The following is a 19,917-nucleotide window of genomic DNA, read 5'->3' as shown; positions in this document are numbered from 1 at the left end:
GACTATTTTGCTATTTGACATTTTAATATATATTATGTATATTCATAGTAAAAGTAATTTAGTAAATTATGCTATCGCACTTAATATTATTGGAACTATCATCGATAAAACAAGTAGAACAATTATTATTGTAGACATTATTTTTCTTGATTTTTTGCTTCCAAAGTTCATTATCTTCACCTCTTTACTAATAATTTGAAAGGATGTGTACACTATGTCACTACCACCTATACCTTTGATGCTAATTATAATCATATCATTTACAATCTGGCTGCATTTTATGATACGAAAATCAGAACGAAGCAGCCGTAAGAATACGGAACAATTTTGGGAAAAGGAAACAAAATCCAATCATGTTCGTAAAGCTGATATTTCTGATTTAGATTATATTAAAATTCCCATGGACACATTGCCCATTGTTGAAACAGCAGATGAAACACTGCTCTCCATCCATAAAACCATAACCGACTTGTCTCAAAAATCTATTCTTAACTTAACCGGTTTATCCAATACCGAGTTAAAGCTAAGTTATGGTGTTGCTAACCTTACATTTTTATCGGAATGTGATGCTAATTTTACTTTATTGGCCCGCACTCTTTATCAATGGGGTTCTTACCTTTACCAGGAAGGTAATACAGAAGACGCCCTCAAAGTTCTTGAGTTCGGTATTACATGTAAAACCGATGTGGGCAAACATTATCATCTCCTTGCCACCATATATAAAAATACAAACAACAGTGATAAAATAACCCATTTAATTGAAGTTGCCGAATCTCTCAGCTCCTTGTCCAAGGATTCTATTTTAAAAGATTTAAATACCATACAGGAAACTTGATTCCATATTAAAGCGGGATTAGACAAGAACCTCTTATTGGTACATAGAATAAGTGCATCATTTACAATAATAAAACATATCTTTGTAGATGATGTATTTTTTTATTCTATTACTTCATTCTTCCATGGTTTAATATAATTTCATCAATCCATTTAGACGCTTCACTTTGAGTTAAGTTATCTATAGGCTGTACAATATCTATATTATGATATTTAAGTAAATCTAGCAAGTAATTTTTTTGTTTCTTCGTTATAAATTGTACTTTTTTTACTTTATATATTAATTGTTTTGGTTCAAATACCTTAGGGCTGTTTTGAAAAAATGCATTACACAAATTTACATACAGCATAACCGTTGCTTTAGCATCTTCATAGGCCCGGTGGGCCCGCTCATTATTTATATTATAATACCGGCACATGCTTTCTAAACTTCTGCTTTCCAGATCTCCATGTAACTTCTTGCATAATTCCAAAGTATCAATTCCCTTTTTTTCAAATCCGGAATGAATTCTTTCGGCAGCTGTTTTGATAAAGCTATAATCAAACATAATATTATGTCCTATTACCGCATAATCTTCTGTAAAATCAATGAATCTTTTAACCACCTGTTCTTCTCTGTCCGCATCCCTTAACATATCATCGCTGATTCCGGTTAAATTAGTTATCAGCGGGGAAAGCTTCATTCCCGGATCAATCAATTCCGAAAAATATTCTACAATCTTTTTATCCTTTACTTTAACAGCTCCGATTTCAATTACTCTATCCCTCTGGGGATTCAGTCCTGTGGTTTCAATATCAAAACATACAAAGGAAGTAACCGGTGCTCTTAATTTATCATCTGTCATAAAACCTCATTTCTAATCCCCACTTCATAAATAATTCTGATGAGGAAAGTTATGGGACATTAAATAACTATGTTTTACTAAAAACTTTTAATTTATTATCCCTTTATTTCTTTTGTTCATTTTTGTTCCGCTTCATATCACATATGCTTGCGGATTGAAAAGATTTACAATAACTGTTCAAAAAGCATTGTTCGCATTTTGGACTTCTGGCCACGCAAATGGTTCTTCCATGGGTTATTATCTGTATATTATATAGTATCCAATGATCTTTTGGCAATATTTCCATAAGATCATATTCGATTTTTTCCGGATCCTCTTCTTTTGTAAAACCAAGTTTTCTGGATATTCTTTTCACGTGGGTATCCACCACTATACTGGGCTCTTTATATATGTTTCCCCTTATAACATTAGCAGTTTTTCTGCCCACCCCCGCCAGTTTGGTTAGTTCATCAATATCTTTTGGAACCTCACCGCCATATTCTGAAATAAGGGTTTTGGTACATTGAATGATATTTTTTGCCTTATTGCGGTAAAAGCCGGTAGAATGAATATCAGCCTCCAATTCTCTTATATCTGCATTAGCAAAATCCTCAAGGGTTTTATATTTTTTAAAAAGATCCTTTGTAACAAGATTTACTCTGTCATCCGTACATTGGGCACTTAGTATGGTTGCAATCAGTAGCTGCCAAGGTGTTTCATGGTTAAGGTATATTTTTATTTCCGTCGAATACTCTTTATCCAACAATTCTAATATTACAGCGATTCTTTCCTTTTCTGCTTTTGATATGCTTTTACTCACTTACTCATCTCCTTTATAACAGTAAAACTGGCATCCCCATTCAATTTATTTCTATGGAGGTAATCAAATACTATGAACTGGCTTCCTGGAACTTTCTTACCTGTTTTAGCAGATTCGGTTACCTGAATACTAAAATGCTCTATATGAAGGTATCTTTTTAACTGGGTAATTTTTTCTCCTGCCAAATCTCCAACATATTTTTTAATCATTTCTTCACTCATATAAAAATCACGAAACCTGTTTTTGTAAGGTTCCTGATCCTCGGCAAAAAAAGGACGGCTTTTTATGTTCTCCCTTAAATACAGGTCAAACATAAGAATGTTTTTAAATGTATCCATATCAAAATTCTCTGTAAAGTTACAATCCACAGTCTCATTAGTATAGTTCTTCGAAGGCTCCAATTGTTCCGTTGCAAAATCAATCAGGATTTCATACCTGCGTAATCTGTTATGGTTAAGTTGAAACAGTCCATTTCTTTCATAAAATTCTCCTATGGCTTCATAAAAATCAAAAGGAGTCTTAAAGTAATGTTCTAAATACATGACTGTATATATAAACTGTCCACTGTTATAATAGACCTCTACCATATCTTCTACCGCTTTTAATTTCAAAATATCATCAAAATTAAGCCACTTGGTATATAACACTTCAAATGGTGCCCGGTCTTTATAAACGATTCCCATCTCTTTGCTGTCATAAAACATACCGGAGCCTTTTAACACTTTCAAAAATCCCAATTGCAGTTGGTCAGGTTTTAAAGCATATACATCATTAAATGAATTTTTAAAGGATTCATAATCTTCATATGGAAGTCCAGCTATTAAATCCAAGTGTTGATGAACATTTCTCCCCTTATGAATATCATTAACCACTTGGCTTAACCGGCCAAAATCCATATGTCTGTCAATTGCCTTTATGGTTTTGGAATTGGTAGACTGTACTCCGATTTCTAATTGCACCAAACCTTCCCGCATGGAGTTTAACAGCGCGATTTCCTCTTCATTCAGAATATCAGCAGATATTTCAAAATGAAAATTGGTAATCCCGTTATCATGGTCTTTAATATACTGCCAAATCGCCTTTGTGTGGGCCCGGTTACAGTTAAAGGTTCTGTCTACAAATTTTACCTGGGGAACCTTATGGCTTAAGAATATATCTAATTCTTTCTGAACCAGTTTCATATCCCGAAGCCGCACCCTTTTATCTATGGAAGACAGGCAATATCTACAGGAATATGGACATCCTCTGCTTGTCTCATAATAAATAATCTTATTTTCAAAGTCCTCCATATGCTCATATGGAAATGGTAAAGTACTAAAGTCCATTTCAGGTCGAAAAGGAGTAGCATTGATTTTACTATCTCTATCATGAAAGCCTTCATCTATGTTTTCCTGTTCTGTTTTCTCTAACCAAGCTGTCTCTTTAAAAGCTATACCTTTTATGTCGGTTAATTTGATTTTTCTGCCTATGTAGTAGTCTAGCAGTTCTTTAAAAGATTCCTCCCCTTCTCCGACTATAATTCCGTCAATTTCTTTGTTCTCTTTTAACCGCTTTTCTACATCAAAAGATACTTCCGGACCGCCTAACCAGATCTTTATATTAGGTAAAACCTTACGCAATTCTATACACAGCTGATCAATCATTGCTATATTCCATATATAACAGGAAAGACCGATAATATCCGGCTTTTCTTTATATATTCCCTGCAATATATCATCTGCATAATTGTTTATTGTATATTCTTCCAGCTTAATATAATCCCTATATTCTTTTGCATATGCTTTTAAGCAATAAATTGCCAGATTGGTGTGAATATATTTTGCATTTATTGCTGCTAACAGTACTTTCATTATAACTCCATTCTATTTTACAAAATCTTTTATATTATCCTGTAATTCTGATTTTCTATATCTTTATTGCTGTCTTGACATTAACAAACTAATTTCAACAATCATTCTATTATTTTATCATACTTCTATAGATTGTAAAGTTTTAGATTATTACAGTTTTGTCAGAAAATTTTATAATGGGGCTTTTCTTCCCCTAATAAAAAGTACCTTAAATAATCATCCAGCAATATACTTGCTAACGATAAGAAAAACCAAATGTTTACATACAATAAACAGATTTGGCCCATGAAGTTATAAGGCATATTGGAATAATCCCAAACTTTCAAATCCAGCCATACATTCACCACCAGCCCAACCAGGAATTCAATAGCAGTAATAATACAGGCAGAAAGAGCCATCTGGCTTACCAGAGCCATCTTATGATTAAAATTCTCATTAAGCAGACCTATCAGTACAAAACTTAGCCCACCTGCTATCAACATTGATATATGGGAAAACCCCCGAAACAAAATTTCTATACCGCAATATGCATAGCCGCCGATAAAAAATAGAAGAATATATTTTAGAGTATTATTATATAGTTTAATCATACTATTTTCTTTCCTTTCTATGGTATCATAGTTATATTTCATAGGAACAAAAAATATGACATTTTCCTTATAGTATTCGCAAAGGTGCTTTTTATTAGTCAGGAAAAAAAGAAAGCCTTAATTTCTTTCGAAATTAAGGCTTAAAAGCGGGTGATGGGAATCGAACCCACGTATCTAGCTTGGAAGGCTAGTGTTCTACCATTGAACTACACCCGCATATAAAGTTTTTGTTAGAAATAATGCCGGCGACCGGAATCGAACCGGTACGGGAGATTAGTCCCGCAGGATTTTAAGTCCTGTGCGTCTGCCTGTTCCGCCACGCCGGCATTTTTATAACAAATTATTGGCTAATCTAACAAATGTTGGTTTATTAACCAATCCGTGCTATAAAGCTTCTGACAAGGAAGAATTATAACATACTCTAAATTCATTTTCAAGTAGTATTGAAGATTTTTTTACTTTTTTATATGGTATTTATTCCCACACCTTCCATATTAATTTTTATTTTCTAACAATATTCTTTAGTACAACAGAGGAATAGGGTCTTAAATTTAATTTAAGAATTCCCGATTGCGTATGATATATAACCGCTTCCGGATTGTGTCCGTCTTCTGAAGTAACCATTAGAGTTGCCAGCGAGTCTTCATCGGTAATGCCTGTCTCCCAGGCGTTAATACTAACTGTAATTTCTGTATTGTTATTATTGACTCCAATAATAAATTTATCCTTTTGGTTAAACCTTCCGTAACTAATGAATCCCTGGTTTCCCTTTAAAAAACCAATAGAGCCTGTACGGAGGGCTTCATAGCTCTTATGAATCCTTATCATGTCTCTATGGAAATCAATAAGCCCTTTGTCTTCAGTTCCCCATGGGTAGGTACGCCTATTATCCGGATCAGTCCAACCGCATACTCCTGCTTCGTCTCCATAATAGACAGTGGGGGCGCCCGGCCATGTCATCTGTATAACTACGGCATTTCTAAAGACTCCTTTATTAATATTCTCCTCTGCAGATTTGGGACCTGCACTCCCTGTTCTTCCAACTGTTCGGTTAGTTCTGGTTAAGAATCTGGAATGATCATGATTGGATAACTCATTCATAGCTGCTAGAAGGGAAGAAGTCTGGTACTTTGACATATGAAATTTCATGGACTGATAAAAAGCCTCATGATTATTCAAAAGATACTCCCTATACTCATCACTGTGCTTTTCCATCCCCGTAAGAAACCAGGTCACAGGTTCCATAAAGGCATCATAATTCATTACCGTATCCCATTGGTCCCCTTTCAGCCAGGAACTTGGATCTCCGTAATGTTCCGCAATGATAAGTGCCTCCGGATTACCTTCCTTTACACTCCTTCTGAAATCCCTCCAAAATCTGTGATTAAACTCAGGGGAATGGCCTAAATCCGCCGCTACGTCCAGTCTCCATCCATCACAGTTATAAGGCGGTGAAACCCATTTCTTTGCTGTATCCATAACATATTGATATAACTTAGGAGATTCTTCATAATTTAATTTAGGAAGGGTATCATGACCCCACCAACCATCGTAGCTGTTATTATATGGCCATGTATCCTCATTAAACTTAAAAAAAGATCGATAAGGACTGTTTTTATCCTGAAAAGCACCATTTGCATAGGTACCGGCTTCCTCATAGATACCTTCCCTATCCAGCCATTTATGAAAGGAACCGCAATGATTAAACACTCCGTCAAGGATAACCCTCATGCCTCTTTTATGAATTTCCTCCACCAACTTAACAAACAATTCATTGCTTGCCTCCAGATTCCTTATATCCGTCACCCTCTTAATATATTTGGAAGCCTGACGGTTAGAATAAGCATCCTGAGACAATACCTCTCCTCCATCTTCACAAATCACCCCAAAATGAGGATCTACATAATCATAATCCTGAGCATCGTATTTATGATTAGAAGGAGAAACAAAAATAGGATTCATATAGATAACCTCTATACCCAAGTTTTCCAAATAGTCCAACTTCTCTCTAATCCCAGCCAAATCTCCCCCATAAAACTCTCTCACACCAAAAGAATCCGGATACTTACTCCATTCCGTAACTCTCTTAACCCCTTCCCCAATATAAAAATACTCTTGATCTAAAACATCATTACTAACATCTCCGTTAAAAAACCTATCCACATAAATCTGATAAAAAACAGCTCCCTTGGCCCAATCAGGCGTAATGAACCCCGGAGTAATCACAAAATGAAAATTATCCTGAACTGCCTTTACTACTCCTTCCCTATTATAAAACCAAACCTCATCCTCACCTACAATTTCAAAAAAATACTCCACCCTCTCATCTGATAACTGAAGCTCCCCTTCATAGTAATCAAACAAAGTATCACAAAAAGCCTTCCTCATTCCCCTCTTCTCATTTCCAGCAACAAGAAAAACCTCATCTACATTATCCTTCCCTGCCCGAAACCGAATCAAAACCCTATCATTTACCAACGGCTCACAAGGAATTCTATAATCATTAGTCCCATCACTAAACAAAGCATCCAGATTAATCATAAACTCAAGAAATATTCCCTTCATACCAAAATTAATACTCTCTACATTCTATAACAAGCCCTGTTATTATACAACCAAAAATCAAGAATATCCAATCACCATAATAATTTAGACAGAGCATCTTAAGCTCTGCTAAATAAATTTCTATTGTTAGTTAGCAATTAAATACTATACAATAATTAAATATTGCAAATAACAAGTAACTCAAACTTCTTCATAATATTCAAAAAAGCTTGTAATACATCAAGATATCTTTTCCTTAGAATTCACATAACCATAAATAAACTCATCCAAATAACTATCCCTTAGAATACTTTATAATAATCTGAACGCTGCCCTTTTACCCTTACCGTCTTGAATACACAGAGATCACTAAAATAGTCTTTCCCTCAACCTTCCGTAGAAAAACCCCAAAAAGACTATTTCAGTGGTATCGTCCTTCAAACGCAATAAAAAAGGACAGCATTCCGAGCGCTGTCCTTTTTTGGAGAAGGTATTTTTGTTACTTATGGGGTGTAGCAAAAACTATATAATGTATTGGGGTTTACGATTATTATTATAGCATCCGTCCCTCAATAAGTGTGCACAAACATTATAAAAATTAATAACTTTTTTTGTCTGTTTTTGTTGTCTCCATAAGTAATTCTGACATACCAACCAAAAAAATCATATAAAAAACAACATTTCTATAATATTTTTTTGTATTCAGCCAATTACCCTTCTAAAATAGGATCCGGCATACTTTGATCATCATTATTTGAATCTTCTTTAGAAAAAAGACCTTCAAATTCTTCACGGTTAATTCTTTCTTTTTCAATTAACAATTTTGCACACTCATGAAGAATATCATTGTGCTCTGTAAGAATTCTCTTTGCTTCATTGTAGCAATGATCAATAATATTCTTAACTTCATCATCAATGACTCTCGCTACATTTTCACTGTAACTTCTTGTGTGGCCCCAATCACGGCCAATAAATACTTCATCATCGTCACTGTCATAATTAATCATACCCACAGTGTCGGAGAAGCCATACTTAGTAATCATGGCTCTTGCTGTTTTGGTAGCCATCTTAATATCCTGTGAAGCACCTGTAGTAATATCATCAAAGATAATTTCTTCTGCTGCTCTGCCTCCAAGACTTACGATAATATCCTGCCTCATTTTTCCTCTGGTATTAAACATTTCGTCTCTTTCCGGCAACGGCATAGTATAGCCAGCTGCACCCATACCGGTTGGAATGATGGATACGGTGTAAACTGGACCCACATCCGGAAGCACATGGAATAATATTGCATGACCTGCTTCATGATATGCAGTAATTCGTTTTTCTTTATCTGATATTACCTTACTCTTTTTCTCAGCACCGATTCCCACTTTAATAAAGGAACGGTTAATATCTTCTTGGTTAATATAACCTCTGCTTTCCTTTGCCGCTAAAATAGCTGCTTCATTTAACAGGTTTTCAAGGTCTGCTCCTGTAAACCCAGCTGTAGTCTGGGCTATTTGTTTTAAGTTCACATCTTCTCCCAAAGGTTTTCCTTTTGCATGTACATGCAAGATTTCTTCTCTTCCCTTAACATCCGGTCTGCCTACCATAACTTTACGGTCAAAACGTCCTGGACGCAAGATAGCAGGATCTAAAATGTCAACACGGTTGGTTGCAGCCATTACAATAATGCCTTCGTTGCTTCCAAAGCCATCCATTTCAACTAACAATTGATTTAAGGTTTGTTCCCTTTCATCATGTCCGCCCCCCATGCCGGTACCTCTCCTTCGGGCAACCGCATCAATTTCGTCTATAAAGACAATACATGGAGCATTTTTCTTGGCATCTTCAAATAAATCTCTAACTCTGGAGGCACCAATACCAACGAACATTTCTACGAAGTCAGAACCGGAAATACTAAAGAAGGGAACCCCTGCTTCTCCGGCTACTGCCTTTGCTAAAAGAGTTTTACCTGTTCCGGGAGGGCCTTCCAATAAAACACCTTTGGGAATTCTTGCACCTACCTGCATATATTTCTTGGGCGTTCTAAGAAAATCTACGATTTCCCTTAATTCTTCTTTTTCTTCATCTAAACCGGCTACATTCTTAAATGTAGTATTCTTGTTCTCATCCTTTGTCATTTTGGCACGGCTCTTACCAAAATTCATCACCTTGCTGTTGCCGCCGCCTCCCCCTGCTGCCTGATTGGATAGGAAAGAAAATAATACAATAATTACGATAAATCCTAATAAATATGGTAATACACTAGTTAAAAACCAATTTGGCTTGGCTGGGTTATGCATAGTATAATCCGGGAATTCTTGCAGTAATTTTGTTTGTACACCTGCAATGTCAGCAACTGCAAAAGTAACCGACTTGTCACCGGTAAAAGTAACTTTAATTTTGCCGGTAGTACCCGCTTCATTCGGATAAACATTAACTTCTTTTATACTACCTTTATTATCTTTTAGGTCTTCCAAAAAGTTAGCATACTGATAGTTTTGTGTATTTGGATATTCAAAACTGTCTGATAAAAGCAGTGACACTAATATGATGCCAAGGATTATGATATAAAAGCCATATCCTTTTAACTGTTTTTTCACTAAATGACCCCCTTTCTAGTTATTCTATTACACCAATGTATGGTAAATTTCTAAATTTTTGTGCATAATCTAAGCCATATCCAACAACAAATTTATCTGGAATCTGAAATCCGATATAATCTACATTCACATCAGCTACTCTTCGTTCTGGTTTATCTAATAAAGTGCATAATTTAATGCTTTTAGGTTTTCTGCCCTTTATTAGTTCTAATAAGTAAGCCAATGTTGTTCCTGAATCAATAATATCTTCTACCAATAATACGTCTTTACCTTCTATTGATTCATCTAAATCTTTAATAATTTTAACTCTACCGGAACTTATAGTTTCATCTCCATAGCTGGAAACTGCCATAAAATCCATAGATACTGGAATCGTTAAATGTTTTGCCAGTTCAACGGTAATGAATACACCACCCTTTAATACACAGATAAGATGAATTTCTTTTCCTTCATAGTCTTTACTAATTTGTTTTCCTAATTCAGAAATTTTTTTCGCCACTTCCTCCTCAGATATTAATACACTAACTTTGTTATCCATTTCATTTCCTCCATTTAAACTTATCTCAAGTATAGCTTTTGTATCCTCATTTACTTTATAAGCTTCACTTATTCTGTCTCCAATGACCCACATAATGTGATTGCCATCTGCCAATAAAGGAATGGAATCTCTTTCTTCCCTTGGCACCTTTTTATCAATAAATAAAGATTTTATCTTTTTCCTGCCCCATTGAGGACTTACCCCTTGGGGGCTTCCCAATTGGGGGCTCCCCTTTTTGGAATCAATCTGAATATAATCTCCACTATTTCTTGATCTTATAACAACAGTATTGTTTATTTTATCATAATCAAACCATTTCGTATACCCATCTTTGGGAATAATTAAATTTTTTTTATATTTTATTATTCTTGTACGAATACTATGATTTATTTCAGAAATATATGTTTCTCCAGGAATCTTAAGGATATGTTCAAATCCTGTTGTCTCCTTTTTTTTAGAGATGTTTCCGGGCTCCTCATTATTACAATCAGGTATATCGGAATTAACAGACATTGTAATATGCTCATAGCCTTTAACTGCCTGTATGCCATAGGGCAGATGAAGCTGCTTACCCACTTCCTTTTCCAGTAACCCCAGAACAAGTTCTATATGAACAGCATCTATATCTTTTAATCTGCCTGCCAGCCCATAAAACACTTTTTGGATGATTCCCTGTTGAATTACTGGATCTTCCTGCTGCAGTTCTTTCACATTCATCTGAAAGCTGTTGTCTTTGCCAGAGATAACGATCCTGTCATAAGCAAGCTCCACATTCTTCTCCAGATACTTTTCTACAAGCCTTAATTGATTGGCTGTATGTGCCATATGTTCAACTGCTTTTGCATTGATCTCTTCCTGAGCATAAGCCAGTATCCTATGCCTGATTTTATTACGGCTGTAATCCTCTGTAAGATTTGTTCTATCTGTACAAAAGTTAATCTTATTTTCTTTCAGATAATCTTCGATTTCCTGTCTGGTAACACAAAGCAAAGGTCTTATAATAACATCCCGTTTTGGATTTATTCCTGTAAGACCTTTTATACTGCTGCCCCGAAATAAATGAAACAACATGGTTTCAGCATTATCATTTTTATTATGCGCAATTGCAATTTTATTACACTTATTTTTTTTAAGGCATTGATTAAATGCTTCGTATCGTACTTTTCTGCCGGCTTCTTCCTCTGTTAAACCTTCCTTTTTTGCCATATAAGGTATATCGGCTTTTACCGCCCAAAAAGGAACCTTTGCATTTTCACAAAGGTTTTTTACAAACATCTCATCTTTTTCTGCTTCCTCTCCCCTTATTCCATGATTAACATGCACTACAAATAAGGAAAGCTCAAAAGCTGTTGCTAATTGAAGCAATACATGGAAAAGGCAGACAGAATCTGCGCCACCGGATACTCCCAGCACAATTCTGTCTCCCTTGGCAATCATATTATATTCAGTCATGTAATCCTCAATTGTTCTTAACATTCATACTCCTATTTTTACGGTTTGAAGTGTGAAGTAAAAGCATACTTCACAAATGGAAGAACATGTCTTCCATTCCAAAGAACTCCAACGTGAGAATCCAATGGAATTCTCATGTTATACTTCTTCGTCTATTATTTGAGATGTGCCAAAGCAACATCATGTTTGAAGCAACTTTATTCCATTTTAACTCTATCCTAATTAAATTTCAAGAAGCATAAAACATTTCATTGGAATTCTATCTCTTAATTTAATTTTTTCCAAAATCCTGCGGCTAATACAGTCATATCGTCTTTTGGCACCCATCCATTCAATTCCAGAGCCTGATTCAATACTGCATTGGCGATTTCCTGGGGATTATTCATACGCAGTTCTGATATAAATTCCTCCAGGAACTGTTCCTTTTCTTCTCCCGGTATACAATCTATCACACCATCAGTAACCATAACAACAAAATCACCGTCACTTAGTTTTCTGGATATGGTTTCATAATCCATATGATTGATAACTCCTACCGGAAGAGTATTGGAATTAATGGTTTCTACCTCTTTGCTCCTTTTTATGAAGGTAGTGGAGGCACCGATTTTAATAATATCACATACACCGGTAAATAAATTAATAACCGTCATGTCTATTGTAGAAAAAGATTGTTCTTCGGCCTTTAATACCAGTATAGAGTTGATCAGGTTAATGGCTGATTCTTTCCGAAATCCCGCCTCAATAAACTGTTCCAGTAAATCTACCACATATTCACTTTCCTCAAAGGCAGTTTCTCCGGTACCCATTCCATCTGCCAGGGTCATAACTACCATTCCTGAATCCGGATACAGGAAGGAAAAATTGTCTCCCGATATTCTTCCCCCATCCTTGGTCATTTTAGCCATACCGGTAAATACTTTATAATCTGCATCTTCTACAAAAACAAAAGTCTCAAATTCCTTAGTCAGGACATTCTTGCATCCATCTGCGGGACGCATTCTTTTTCCAAAAGCATCTCCCACTAACTGAGCTGCTTCTTTAGTAGTAATACATCTGCCTTTCTCTGTTCTTGCAATCATAAAGATTTCCTGTTTATTATTTCTCTTCTCTAAGATTGCCATACGGCTTACAATAATGTGATATTCCTTCAGCTGGTAAATAATTCTTTTCTGCATGCCTTCTGAAGTATCCGATGTTTTATATAAATCCATTGAAAAGTCATCAATGATATTAGCAACTTCATTTAACTGGCCAGCAATGGCTTCTCTGCTTTCTGCCAGCCGGTTATTCCAAGCCAAATTTAACTTGGCAACTTCAAGGACTCTCCTTGCCTCTACCACATACCGTTCCAACTGAATACACCGTCCTGCAAAGTCTACAGGGACCTCACTGACAGCAATTGTACCATTTTTATCTACTTCCTCCATAATATGATGAGCTCCTTGGTAGGTTTCATAAAAATTATTTTTCCAGCATGTATCACAGTTGGTGCAATCTTTACACAACTGTTCTGTTAATTCATCAAAGAGTTCACTTTTATCTTTTTTGGAAAGTTTTCCCTTCTTTTCAGTAATAGATGTAAAAGTATCCGATAAATTATGAAAAGAACTTGAAAAATCCTTTAGTTTTCCTCTTGCTATATTTTGAATATTTTGTTTTACAAATACGTCTTCCTGGGATTCATCCCTTGCCAAATCGATTTTAAGCAACAGGGACTTTGGCATTAATAAGAATATGGCCGCAGTTGAAACTAAAGCACCCAAACTATTTAAATCAAATTTATAATTCTGATATAAATCACTTAAGAAGAACACTCCCACAGAATAGACTGCTATGGTAAATAGACGTCCCAGTTCCCGAAATGTTCCTGCTATAATACCCAGCATGCACATAAGTCCGATTTGATTTATCTGCCCGTCTTTTAATGCAAGTATGATACCGCAGGCTGCTCCTGCAATAGCACCATACCCAGCTCCGTATTTATATCCAATAAGCAGAATACTAAATAACGCAGCTGTTAAGGTTAAGGAAAAATCCAAGACTCCCACATTGGGTATTCCATAGATAAATGCAGCCAATATAACCGCAATGCTTATAATTTGTTCATTGTCTAAAGCTTGTCCCTTTGTGGAAAATACAATTGCCTCTACACCCTTCCGAAAGATAAAAGTCAGTGCAAAAATTGCAATTCCTTCTGCTATGCCCATTAAAATATAATCTTTTGCATTTACTTTTAATAGTCCATTGGCTATAGACATAAACATAGTTACTCCACCTGACACACCTGCAACAGCACCGATAGGCAGGCGCTTATTACTATATTCCAGCAAAATAACAATGATAGCAATAACAGTCATGACAATAGAATACTTTACAACTTCAGTAACAGGGTAAACTGTTGCCATTCCCAGCAACACGGAGATCAGGATTGCCAACCTCCCTTTCTTATCTATGTATACTGCAGTAAAAAATGCTATTCCTATTGGATTAATTCCTGCAAATACAGCCCTTCCGATCATAACCCCCATTAAGTTTACTATTATTTTTCTCATACTAATTTCTTTCATTTATTATGTCCTCCTCATAGATTGATTTTATCTGCTAGGACTGTATTATAGATTTGGAGATATAAAATGTTTGTCAAAATTCCGAATTGGTAACAAAAAAGTTTTTGACAAGAAATTCGTAGAATGCGTATTCCTATCGAATCAAGAGAGTTCAGTCTCCTTAGGAAATTAAGAAAAATTCAGAATAATCAGATAATTGAAGATATTAAAAAAAATTCCCACGGTAAAAACCGTAGGAATCATATACTTTATACTAATAGCGAAGGACGGATTTGAACCGCCGACACTGCGGGTATGAACCGCATGCTCTAGCCAACTGAGCTACTTCGCCGAAGTGACGAACTCCATTATAACTTCTTTCTTTTAAAATGTCAACCACTTAATATAAGTTACATAATATTTCTTATATGTCTTATCTTTTGTAGGCAGACAGCAAGAAATCTTATCTGGTACAGAATGTTAAATCAACTCTTTCGATAAAAAAAGTCACAGAAACAAAGACTAATCCTCAGATTTAAAAATAATCTCATCTTTATAGACTAATCCAAGCTTTTCTCTTGCCATTTCTTCAATAAATTCCTGAGTCTGCACGTAAGCCTTCTTCTTCTTAATATCCTTAGCCTCTTCTTCGGCATCTTTGATATCTTCTTGCAGCTCTTTAATTTTAGCTTCTATCCGTACATTGCTTTTTGATAATTCCTGCCTTTTGTAAACAACGATACCACAGATTAAAAGGACCATAAGAGCTGTAATACCAAGGCCTGTCCTTCTTTTCTTTCTCTTTTTTCTCAAACTCAATCACCTTTTTCATCATCTGATACTGCCATTTTACTAGATTTTCTATTTTTTTTCAATAATAATATTTTACTTCTAAATTTTTTAATCTTTCTAAAAACCCATGAAAAGACTTTTTTAATCTTTTTTAGGACAAAGTAAAAAGGCTTGAAAATTGTTTTTAAGATCATACCTATAAAACGGAATAATTTATGTATCAAAACGGATATGATATTGACAAAGAAATCACTAATGGCATGATGAAAAATCAACATGCCCAAGAGCATGGCTAAAATGGAGAATCCACGTATAATACCGTTATTTTGTTCATACATCATGCGAAATATAAGAAGACTGCAAATAACCCAATAGATAATATCTTCTATTGCAATAAAAAAACCATTGTGTTTAACAACTCGTCTGAATATACGCAGAAGATCATAAAATACAATTAATAGCATTCCCCAGATTACAGAGGCGGCAAAAAAGCGCAGTTCTACCATGATTACTTTGTTCATTACTGCATTACCCCCTGCCTATTTAAATAACTTACTTATAAATGATTCACCGGACCTGCCATAATTATTATTATCCGAATACGTCAAACTGTCGATTCTGCCATCTATATCAACTTCGCCTTTTTCTAAAGTCAGACGGTTCACATGCAGTTCATTTCCCCGAAGCATTAAAATGCCCATTTCTGTTTCCAATAGTACCTCCCCGGCATCAAAAGACAGAACATCCTTTACTCCGGTGATGGTAGCTGAACTTCTTGCATTCAAATTAACTTTATGATTTTTTTGAACCTGTAATTTATCCTCCATAAATAAAAGCCTCCTAATATACTTTATTTCATTTCAGTATATTAAAAGACTTCTGATTTCATTCCAAAATAATAGCATTTATAAGTACTTGTATAATTCTTTTGCATCATCTTTTCTGGTAGTTTCCTGAACATCCAGCACCTGAACTTTTACTGCTTTTGTTCCGAAACCAATCTCAATAATATCATTTACTTTTACTGTGGCAGATGCCTTGGCAGTTTTTCCGTTAATTAGGACACGGCCTGCATCGCAGGCTTCATTGGCAACTGTTCTGCGTTTTATTAATCTTGAAACTTTTAAGAATTTGTCTAATCTCAATTAAAACACCTTCCTTATAGGATTTTTATATTAATCCCGCTTCCCTGATGAGGGTCAAAGCGGATATTCGCAATCCGCTTACGCTACTTGCTCATAACCTCATTGCCACTACGTGGCATTTCAGCAGGAGCCCTAACTCCTGCTGAAACAGACAAGTCCGCTTACCTGATAAGGTTAAATTACAAAAAAGAAGCTGCCACGCAAATCATATTTCCCAAAATAAACATTAGTAGTAAACATGATTCCCAATAACAGCTTCCTTCGAATTGTCTTAACTATGCGTTAATTACGTCCTTTAAAGCTTTTCCTGCTTTGAACTTTGGAGCTTTAGATGCTGCAATAGTAATTACCTCTTTTGTTTGAGGATTTCTTCCTGTTCTAGCTGGTCTATCAGCTACTTCAAAAGTACCGAAACCTACTAATTGAATTTTTTCACCTTTTGTTAATTCTTCAGTTACTACATCGATAAATGCTTTTAATGCTTTTTCTGAATCCTTTTTGGATAATTCTGTTTTTTCTGCAATTGCTGCAACTAATTCTGCTTTGTTCATGGATAGACTCCTCCTCTAAAGTATTTATTATGTTTTTAATAATCAAATGAATTATATCATAAATGATACCATCACAAATGATACCTCATTCATGATATTTTCATTCATAATTTTCTCATTGTGATTATTTTACACGTCCCCAAAGTGTATCTATTTCACTGGCGGACATTTCCCATAAATGCTTACCTTCTTGCCTTGCAAAAAATTCAACACCTACAAATCTATTTATAAACTTATTAGTAGCATTTGTCAAGGAATTTTCTGCATTTACATGTAAAAACCTTGATAAATTTACGACTGAGAACATCAAATCACCAAATTCCTCTTCAATATCAGACTTTTGGCCTATTTTTCTGGCTTCTATCAGCTCTTCCAGTTCCTCGTAAACCTTATCTAACACCTGATCAAAATTCTCAAATTCCAAGCCGGCTTTTGCAGCTTTTTTTTGAATCTTTTCCGCACGGATATTGGCAGGCAGCGCTTTGGGAATATTTAGAATGCTATCAGATATATTATCGTAATTTTTCTCTTTTTGTTTAATATCTTCCCAATTGTTTAATACGGCCTCTGAATCTTTTACTTCCAAGTTTCCAAAAACATGAGGATGCCTATGAATCATCTTCTCACATTCACCACCGATTACGTCCTCAAGGGTGAATTCCTTCTCTTCTTCTGCAATGACCCCATGCATAACAACCTGTAGCAAAACATCTCCCAGCTCCTCACAAAGATTTCTGTAATCCTTATTATTGATAGCTTCAATAGTCTCATAAGCCTCTTCAATTAAACACTGCTTCAAACTCTCATGGGTCTGCTCCCTATCCCAGGGGCATCCGTCCTTAGCCCGAAGTCTGCGAATAATATTCACTAAATCATCAAAGGAGTACTTCTTATCCTCGGTCTTTTTATTCCTAACCTCCATATTCTCCATAACTCGCCCTCTTCTCTATCTTTTGTACATTACAATTACTTCAAGATTATATATAGATATATTCTAATTCTTATAATACCCATAATTGCAAATATAATCAATATTTGTAACAAATTTTACAAGCTATATTGACCTGTTCCTATTATATAACATAATGTGCTATTCAAAGAAAAAATCAACCACACATCAGCAAAAGTTTTAAAATCAGTAATACGGATTTGAACTAAACAATGAAGTTATAATCTTTGAATTGACATATAATAACATAAATGTTATTATATAGATAGACAAGAAAATTTTTCTAATAATAGTAATAATTAGGACTGTTTAATACAAAATAATTTTATATTGAGGGTTTAATTTTATGAAAAAAATAGTAAGAAGAAATTTAATACTGATTTTGATACAAATTATTTTAGTAATACCATACAATTATTTATATGATTACTATTCATTAAGGCTTAATACTTTCTCATATATTGCTGTTATTTTATATGCTTTTTTATGTGGCTCTTCATTTATGTTAATGAACTTAACCAATAAAGGGATTAATACTGTTTTAGCAGCATATTATTTAATTTTTACTCTGTTTAATATACACTATTCCATTTTTTCATACGGACCTACAGTATTTTTATTTTTCCTGATATTTGGTGCATTGTTAACGTCAATATTAAAAAAGAAACATAATGATTAACAATATACATTTATATCTTCACCTCTGTGATAATAATTAATGAATCTTTCACTTTATATGCTAAGATTTAAATGCTCCTCATAAGGTGAGCATTTGAATAAATTGAATCCTAGCAATAACAAAGGATTCGTAACCTATTAATCCAATAAATAAGGAGGTTTGACTATGCTAAAAATGAAAAAAGTATTTGGCTCTATTGTTATTTTAACAATGCTTTTCGGATTAATTCCGCAGCAGACTGCTTACGCATCAGAACAATCAAACAAAGTAAATACCATAATCAAAACCGGTAAACGATCTGAAAAAAAAGCAAAACTCACAAACACTGATGGGACAGAGTATGAGGTTAGTATTTATGAAAAGAAACATAAAGTATCATCTAATGAATATGTTCAAGAATATGCTTACAAATTAGATGAAAATAATATGAGATTATCAGTATCGGGTAGTCAATCACAACAAAAATGGGATTCTACTGGTGGTACTGAAGGTTTTATAACAATTTATTATAAACAAGATGGAAATAAATATCTTATAACTAGAATTACAGGAACTTGGCTGATACATGAATCTGGAACCGCGATTAGAGATAGGAAGGTTATGGCGATATGTAATGAGGGATTTTTTACTGATCAATATCTTGAAAAAAATATTTCATCAGGAAGTTTTGACATAACTACGGGATGGACAAGATATGCCGATTCTACTCAAGGTATAGTAGGTATTGGAGCAAAAAGTATATGTACATTATATAGAATATATGCAGGAACTAGTTGGGAGTTTGTAGTAGATAACCTAATTGCAGGCAGTGTACCTGGTGGAATTTAAAATAAGCCATGTTAACTAGGCATCCTAATAGTTTGCAATAACAATCGTAACAAAGGCATACATATAACAAAATAAAAAGGAGTTGGCTGGGTGTATCCCAAAGTTTGTGTAAACCTTCAAACTGATGTAAAATAAAATTACTCAGTTGGAAGGTTTATTTTATGGCGAAAAGAAGAAGGAACGAGTCTCCCGAAAGACAGGCTCTACGTGAAATGGTTAATGGATACCTGAAAGAAAATCCTGTTAAAAATGGAACAAATGTCAATGCTCTCATGAGAGAAATGATGTATGTTATCCTGGAGGGAAGTCTGGACGGAGAAATGGATGAGGAATTAGGTTACTCAAAGTATGATTTTCGAAACAAAGAAACAGATAATAGCAGAAATG

17 protein-coding genes, 3 tRNA genes and 2 pseudogenes are annotated in these 19,917 nt (G+C 34.7%); 4 read left to right on the top strand and 18 right to left on the bottom strand.

The window, feature by feature from the left end:
- Nucleotides 1-214 precede the first annotated feature (214 nt).
- Nucleotides 215-835 carry a hypothetical protein gene (locus BM183_RS18780; protein ID WP_091688875.1) on the top strand — a complete coding sequence of 207 codons (621 nt, stop codon included), beginning with the start codon at nucleotides 215-217 and terminating at the stop codon, nucleotides 833-835.
- A gap of 109 nt (nucleotides 836-944) precedes the next feature.
- Here the strand turns inward: BM183_RS18780 and BM183_RS18775 are convergent, their stop codons facing one another.
- The 18 genes and pseudogenes from BM183_RS18775 to mazG all read right to left on the bottom strand — a co-directional run bounded on the left by BM183_RS18775 (nucleotide 945) and on the right by mazG (nucleotide 17,996).
- Nucleotides 945-1,679, bottom strand: a complete 735-nt coding sequence (locus BM183_RS18775) for a 3'-5' exonuclease (RefSeq protein ID WP_091688873.1) — start codon at nucleotides 1,677-1,679, stop codon at nucleotides 945-947.
- A gap of 103 nt (nucleotides 1,680-1,782) precedes the next feature.
- Nucleotides 1,783-2,478 (bottom strand): endonuclease III, encoded by a 696-nt coding sequence (gene nth, locus BM183_RS18770; RefSeq protein ID WP_091688871.1) that lies wholly within the window; start codon nucleotides 2,476-2,478, stop codon nucleotides 1,783-1,785.
- On the bottom strand, nucleotides 2,475-4,328 hold the full coding sequence (locus BM183_RS18765) for a B12-binding domain-containing radical SAM protein (protein WP_091688869.1): 1,854 nt from the start codon (nucleotides 4,326-4,328) through the stop codon (nucleotides 2,475-2,477). Before BM183_RS18765 ends, nth begins: the two co-directional genes overlap by 4 nt.
- A 161-nt stretch (nucleotides 4,329-4,489) precedes the next feature.
- Nucleotides 4,490-4,918 carry a putative ABC transporter permease gene (locus tag BM183_RS18760; protein ID WP_091688892.1) on the bottom strand — a complete coding sequence of 143 codons (429 nt, stop codon included), beginning with the start codon at nucleotides 4,916-4,918 and terminating at the stop codon, nucleotides 4,490-4,492.
- A gap of 145 nt (nucleotides 4,919-5,063) precedes the next feature.
- Nucleotides 5,064-5,134, bottom strand: a tRNA-Gly gene (locus BM183_RS18755).
- A gap of 24 nt (nucleotides 5,135-5,158) precedes the next feature.
- Nucleotides 5,159-5,244 (bottom strand) — tRNA-Leu (locus BM183_RS18750).
- Nucleotides 5,245-5,419: 175 nt separating this feature from the next.
- Nucleotides 5,420-7,483, bottom strand: coding sequence for a glycoside hydrolase family 13 protein (locus BM183_RS18745; RefSeq protein ID WP_091688867.1), 2,064 nt, complete (start codon nucleotides 7,481-7,483; stop codon nucleotides 5,420-5,422).
- Nucleotides 7,484-8,172: 689 nt separating this feature from the next.
- The gene (gene ftsH / locus BM183_RS18740) at nucleotides 8,173-10,050 is read right to left on the bottom strand and encodes an ATP-dependent zinc metalloprotease FtsH (protein WP_091688865.1); all 1,878 of its coding nucleotides are present in this window, start codon (nucleotides 10,048-10,050) and stop codon (nucleotides 8,173-8,175) included.
- Between the two features lie 19 nt (nucleotides 10,051-10,069).
- Nucleotides 10,070-10,588: a hypoxanthine phosphoribosyltransferase gene (gene hpt, locus BM183_RS21535; RefSeq protein WP_334292875.1), complete on the bottom strand. Its 519-nt coding sequence runs from the start codon at nucleotides 10,586-10,588 to the stop codon at nucleotides 10,070-10,072.
- A gap of 42 nt (nucleotides 10,589-10,630) precedes the next feature.
- Nucleotides 10,631-12,025, bottom strand: a pseudogene (gene tilS / locus BM183_RS21530) (tRNA lysidine(34) synthetase TilS); the annotation flags it as partial.
- 281 nt (nucleotides 12,026-12,306) lie between these two features.
- Nucleotides 12,307-14,607: a stage II sporulation protein E gene (spoIIE, locus tag BM183_RS18730; RefSeq protein ID WP_091688861.1), complete on the bottom strand. Its 2,301-nt coding sequence runs from the start codon at nucleotides 14,605-14,607 to the stop codon at nucleotides 12,307-12,309.
- Nucleotides 14,608-14,864: 257 nt separating this feature from the next.
- A tRNA-Met gene (locus tag BM183_RS18725) sits at nucleotides 14,865-14,938 on the bottom strand.
- Between the two features lie 170 nt (nucleotides 14,939-15,108).
- Nucleotides 15,109-15,399, bottom strand: coding sequence for an FtsB family cell division protein (locus BM183_RS18720; protein ID WP_091688859.1), 291 nt, complete (start codon nucleotides 15,397-15,399; stop codon nucleotides 15,109-15,111).
- Between the two features lie 2 nt (nucleotides 15,400-15,401).
- On the bottom strand, nucleotides 15,402-15,899 hold the full coding sequence (yabQ, locus tag BM183_RS18715) for a spore cortex biosynthesis protein YabQ (RefSeq protein WP_091688857.1): 498 nt from the start codon (nucleotides 15,897-15,899) through the stop codon (nucleotides 15,402-15,404).
- Between the two features lie 18 nt (nucleotides 15,900-15,917).
- Nucleotides 15,918-16,205, bottom strand: coding sequence for a sporulation protein YabP (gene yabP / locus BM183_RS18710; RefSeq protein WP_091688856.1), 288 nt, complete (start codon nucleotides 16,203-16,205; stop codon nucleotides 15,918-15,920).
- A gap of 78 nt (nucleotides 16,206-16,283) precedes the next feature.
- Nucleotides 16,284-16,523 carry an RNA-binding S4 domain-containing protein gene (locus tag BM183_RS18705; protein WP_091688853.1) on the bottom strand — a complete coding sequence of 80 codons (240 nt, stop codon included), beginning with the start codon at nucleotides 16,521-16,523 and terminating at the stop codon, nucleotides 16,284-16,286.
- 275 nt (nucleotides 16,524-16,798) lie between these two features.
- Nucleotides 16,799-17,074, bottom strand: a complete 276-nt coding sequence (locus BM183_RS18700; protein ID WP_091688851.1) for an HU family DNA-binding protein — start codon at nucleotides 17,072-17,074, stop codon at nucleotides 16,799-16,801.
- Nucleotides 17,075-17,198: 124 nt separating this feature from the next.
- Nucleotides 17,199-17,996 (bottom strand): nucleoside triphosphate pyrophosphohydrolase, encoded by a 798-nt coding sequence (mazG, locus tag BM183_RS18695; protein WP_091688890.1) that lies wholly within the window; start codon nucleotides 17,994-17,996, stop codon nucleotides 17,199-17,201.
- Nucleotides 17,997-18,369: 373 nt separating this feature from the next.
- Between mazG and BM183_RS18690 the strand changes: the two genes are divergently transcribed.
- From BM183_RS18690 to BM183_RS18680, 3 genes and pseudogenes are all read left to right on the top strand, one after another.
- Nucleotides 18,370-18,702, top strand: a complete 333-nt coding sequence (locus BM183_RS18690) for a hypothetical protein (protein ID WP_091688849.1) — start codon at nucleotides 18,370-18,372, stop codon at nucleotides 18,700-18,702.
- Nucleotides 18,703-18,867: 165 nt separating this feature from the next.
- On the top strand, nucleotides 18,868-19,530 hold the full coding sequence (locus BM183_RS18685; protein ID WP_091688847.1) for a hypothetical protein: 663 nt from the start codon (nucleotides 18,868-18,870) through the stop codon (nucleotides 19,528-19,530).
- A gap of 161 nt (nucleotides 19,531-19,691) precedes the next feature.
- Nucleotides 19,692-19,917: pseudogene (locus tag BM183_RS18680) on the top strand (IS256 family transposase); the annotation flags it as partial.

It is taken from the genome of Anaerocolumna aminovalerica (assembly GCF_900115365.1).
Taxonomy (GTDB): domain Bacteria; phylum Bacillota; class Clostridia; order Lachnospirales; family Lachnospiraceae; genus Anaerocolumna; species Anaerocolumna aminovalerica.
The sequence above is the reverse complement of the archived record's forward strand: the minus strand, read 5'-3'. Positions and strand labels throughout refer to the sequence as shown.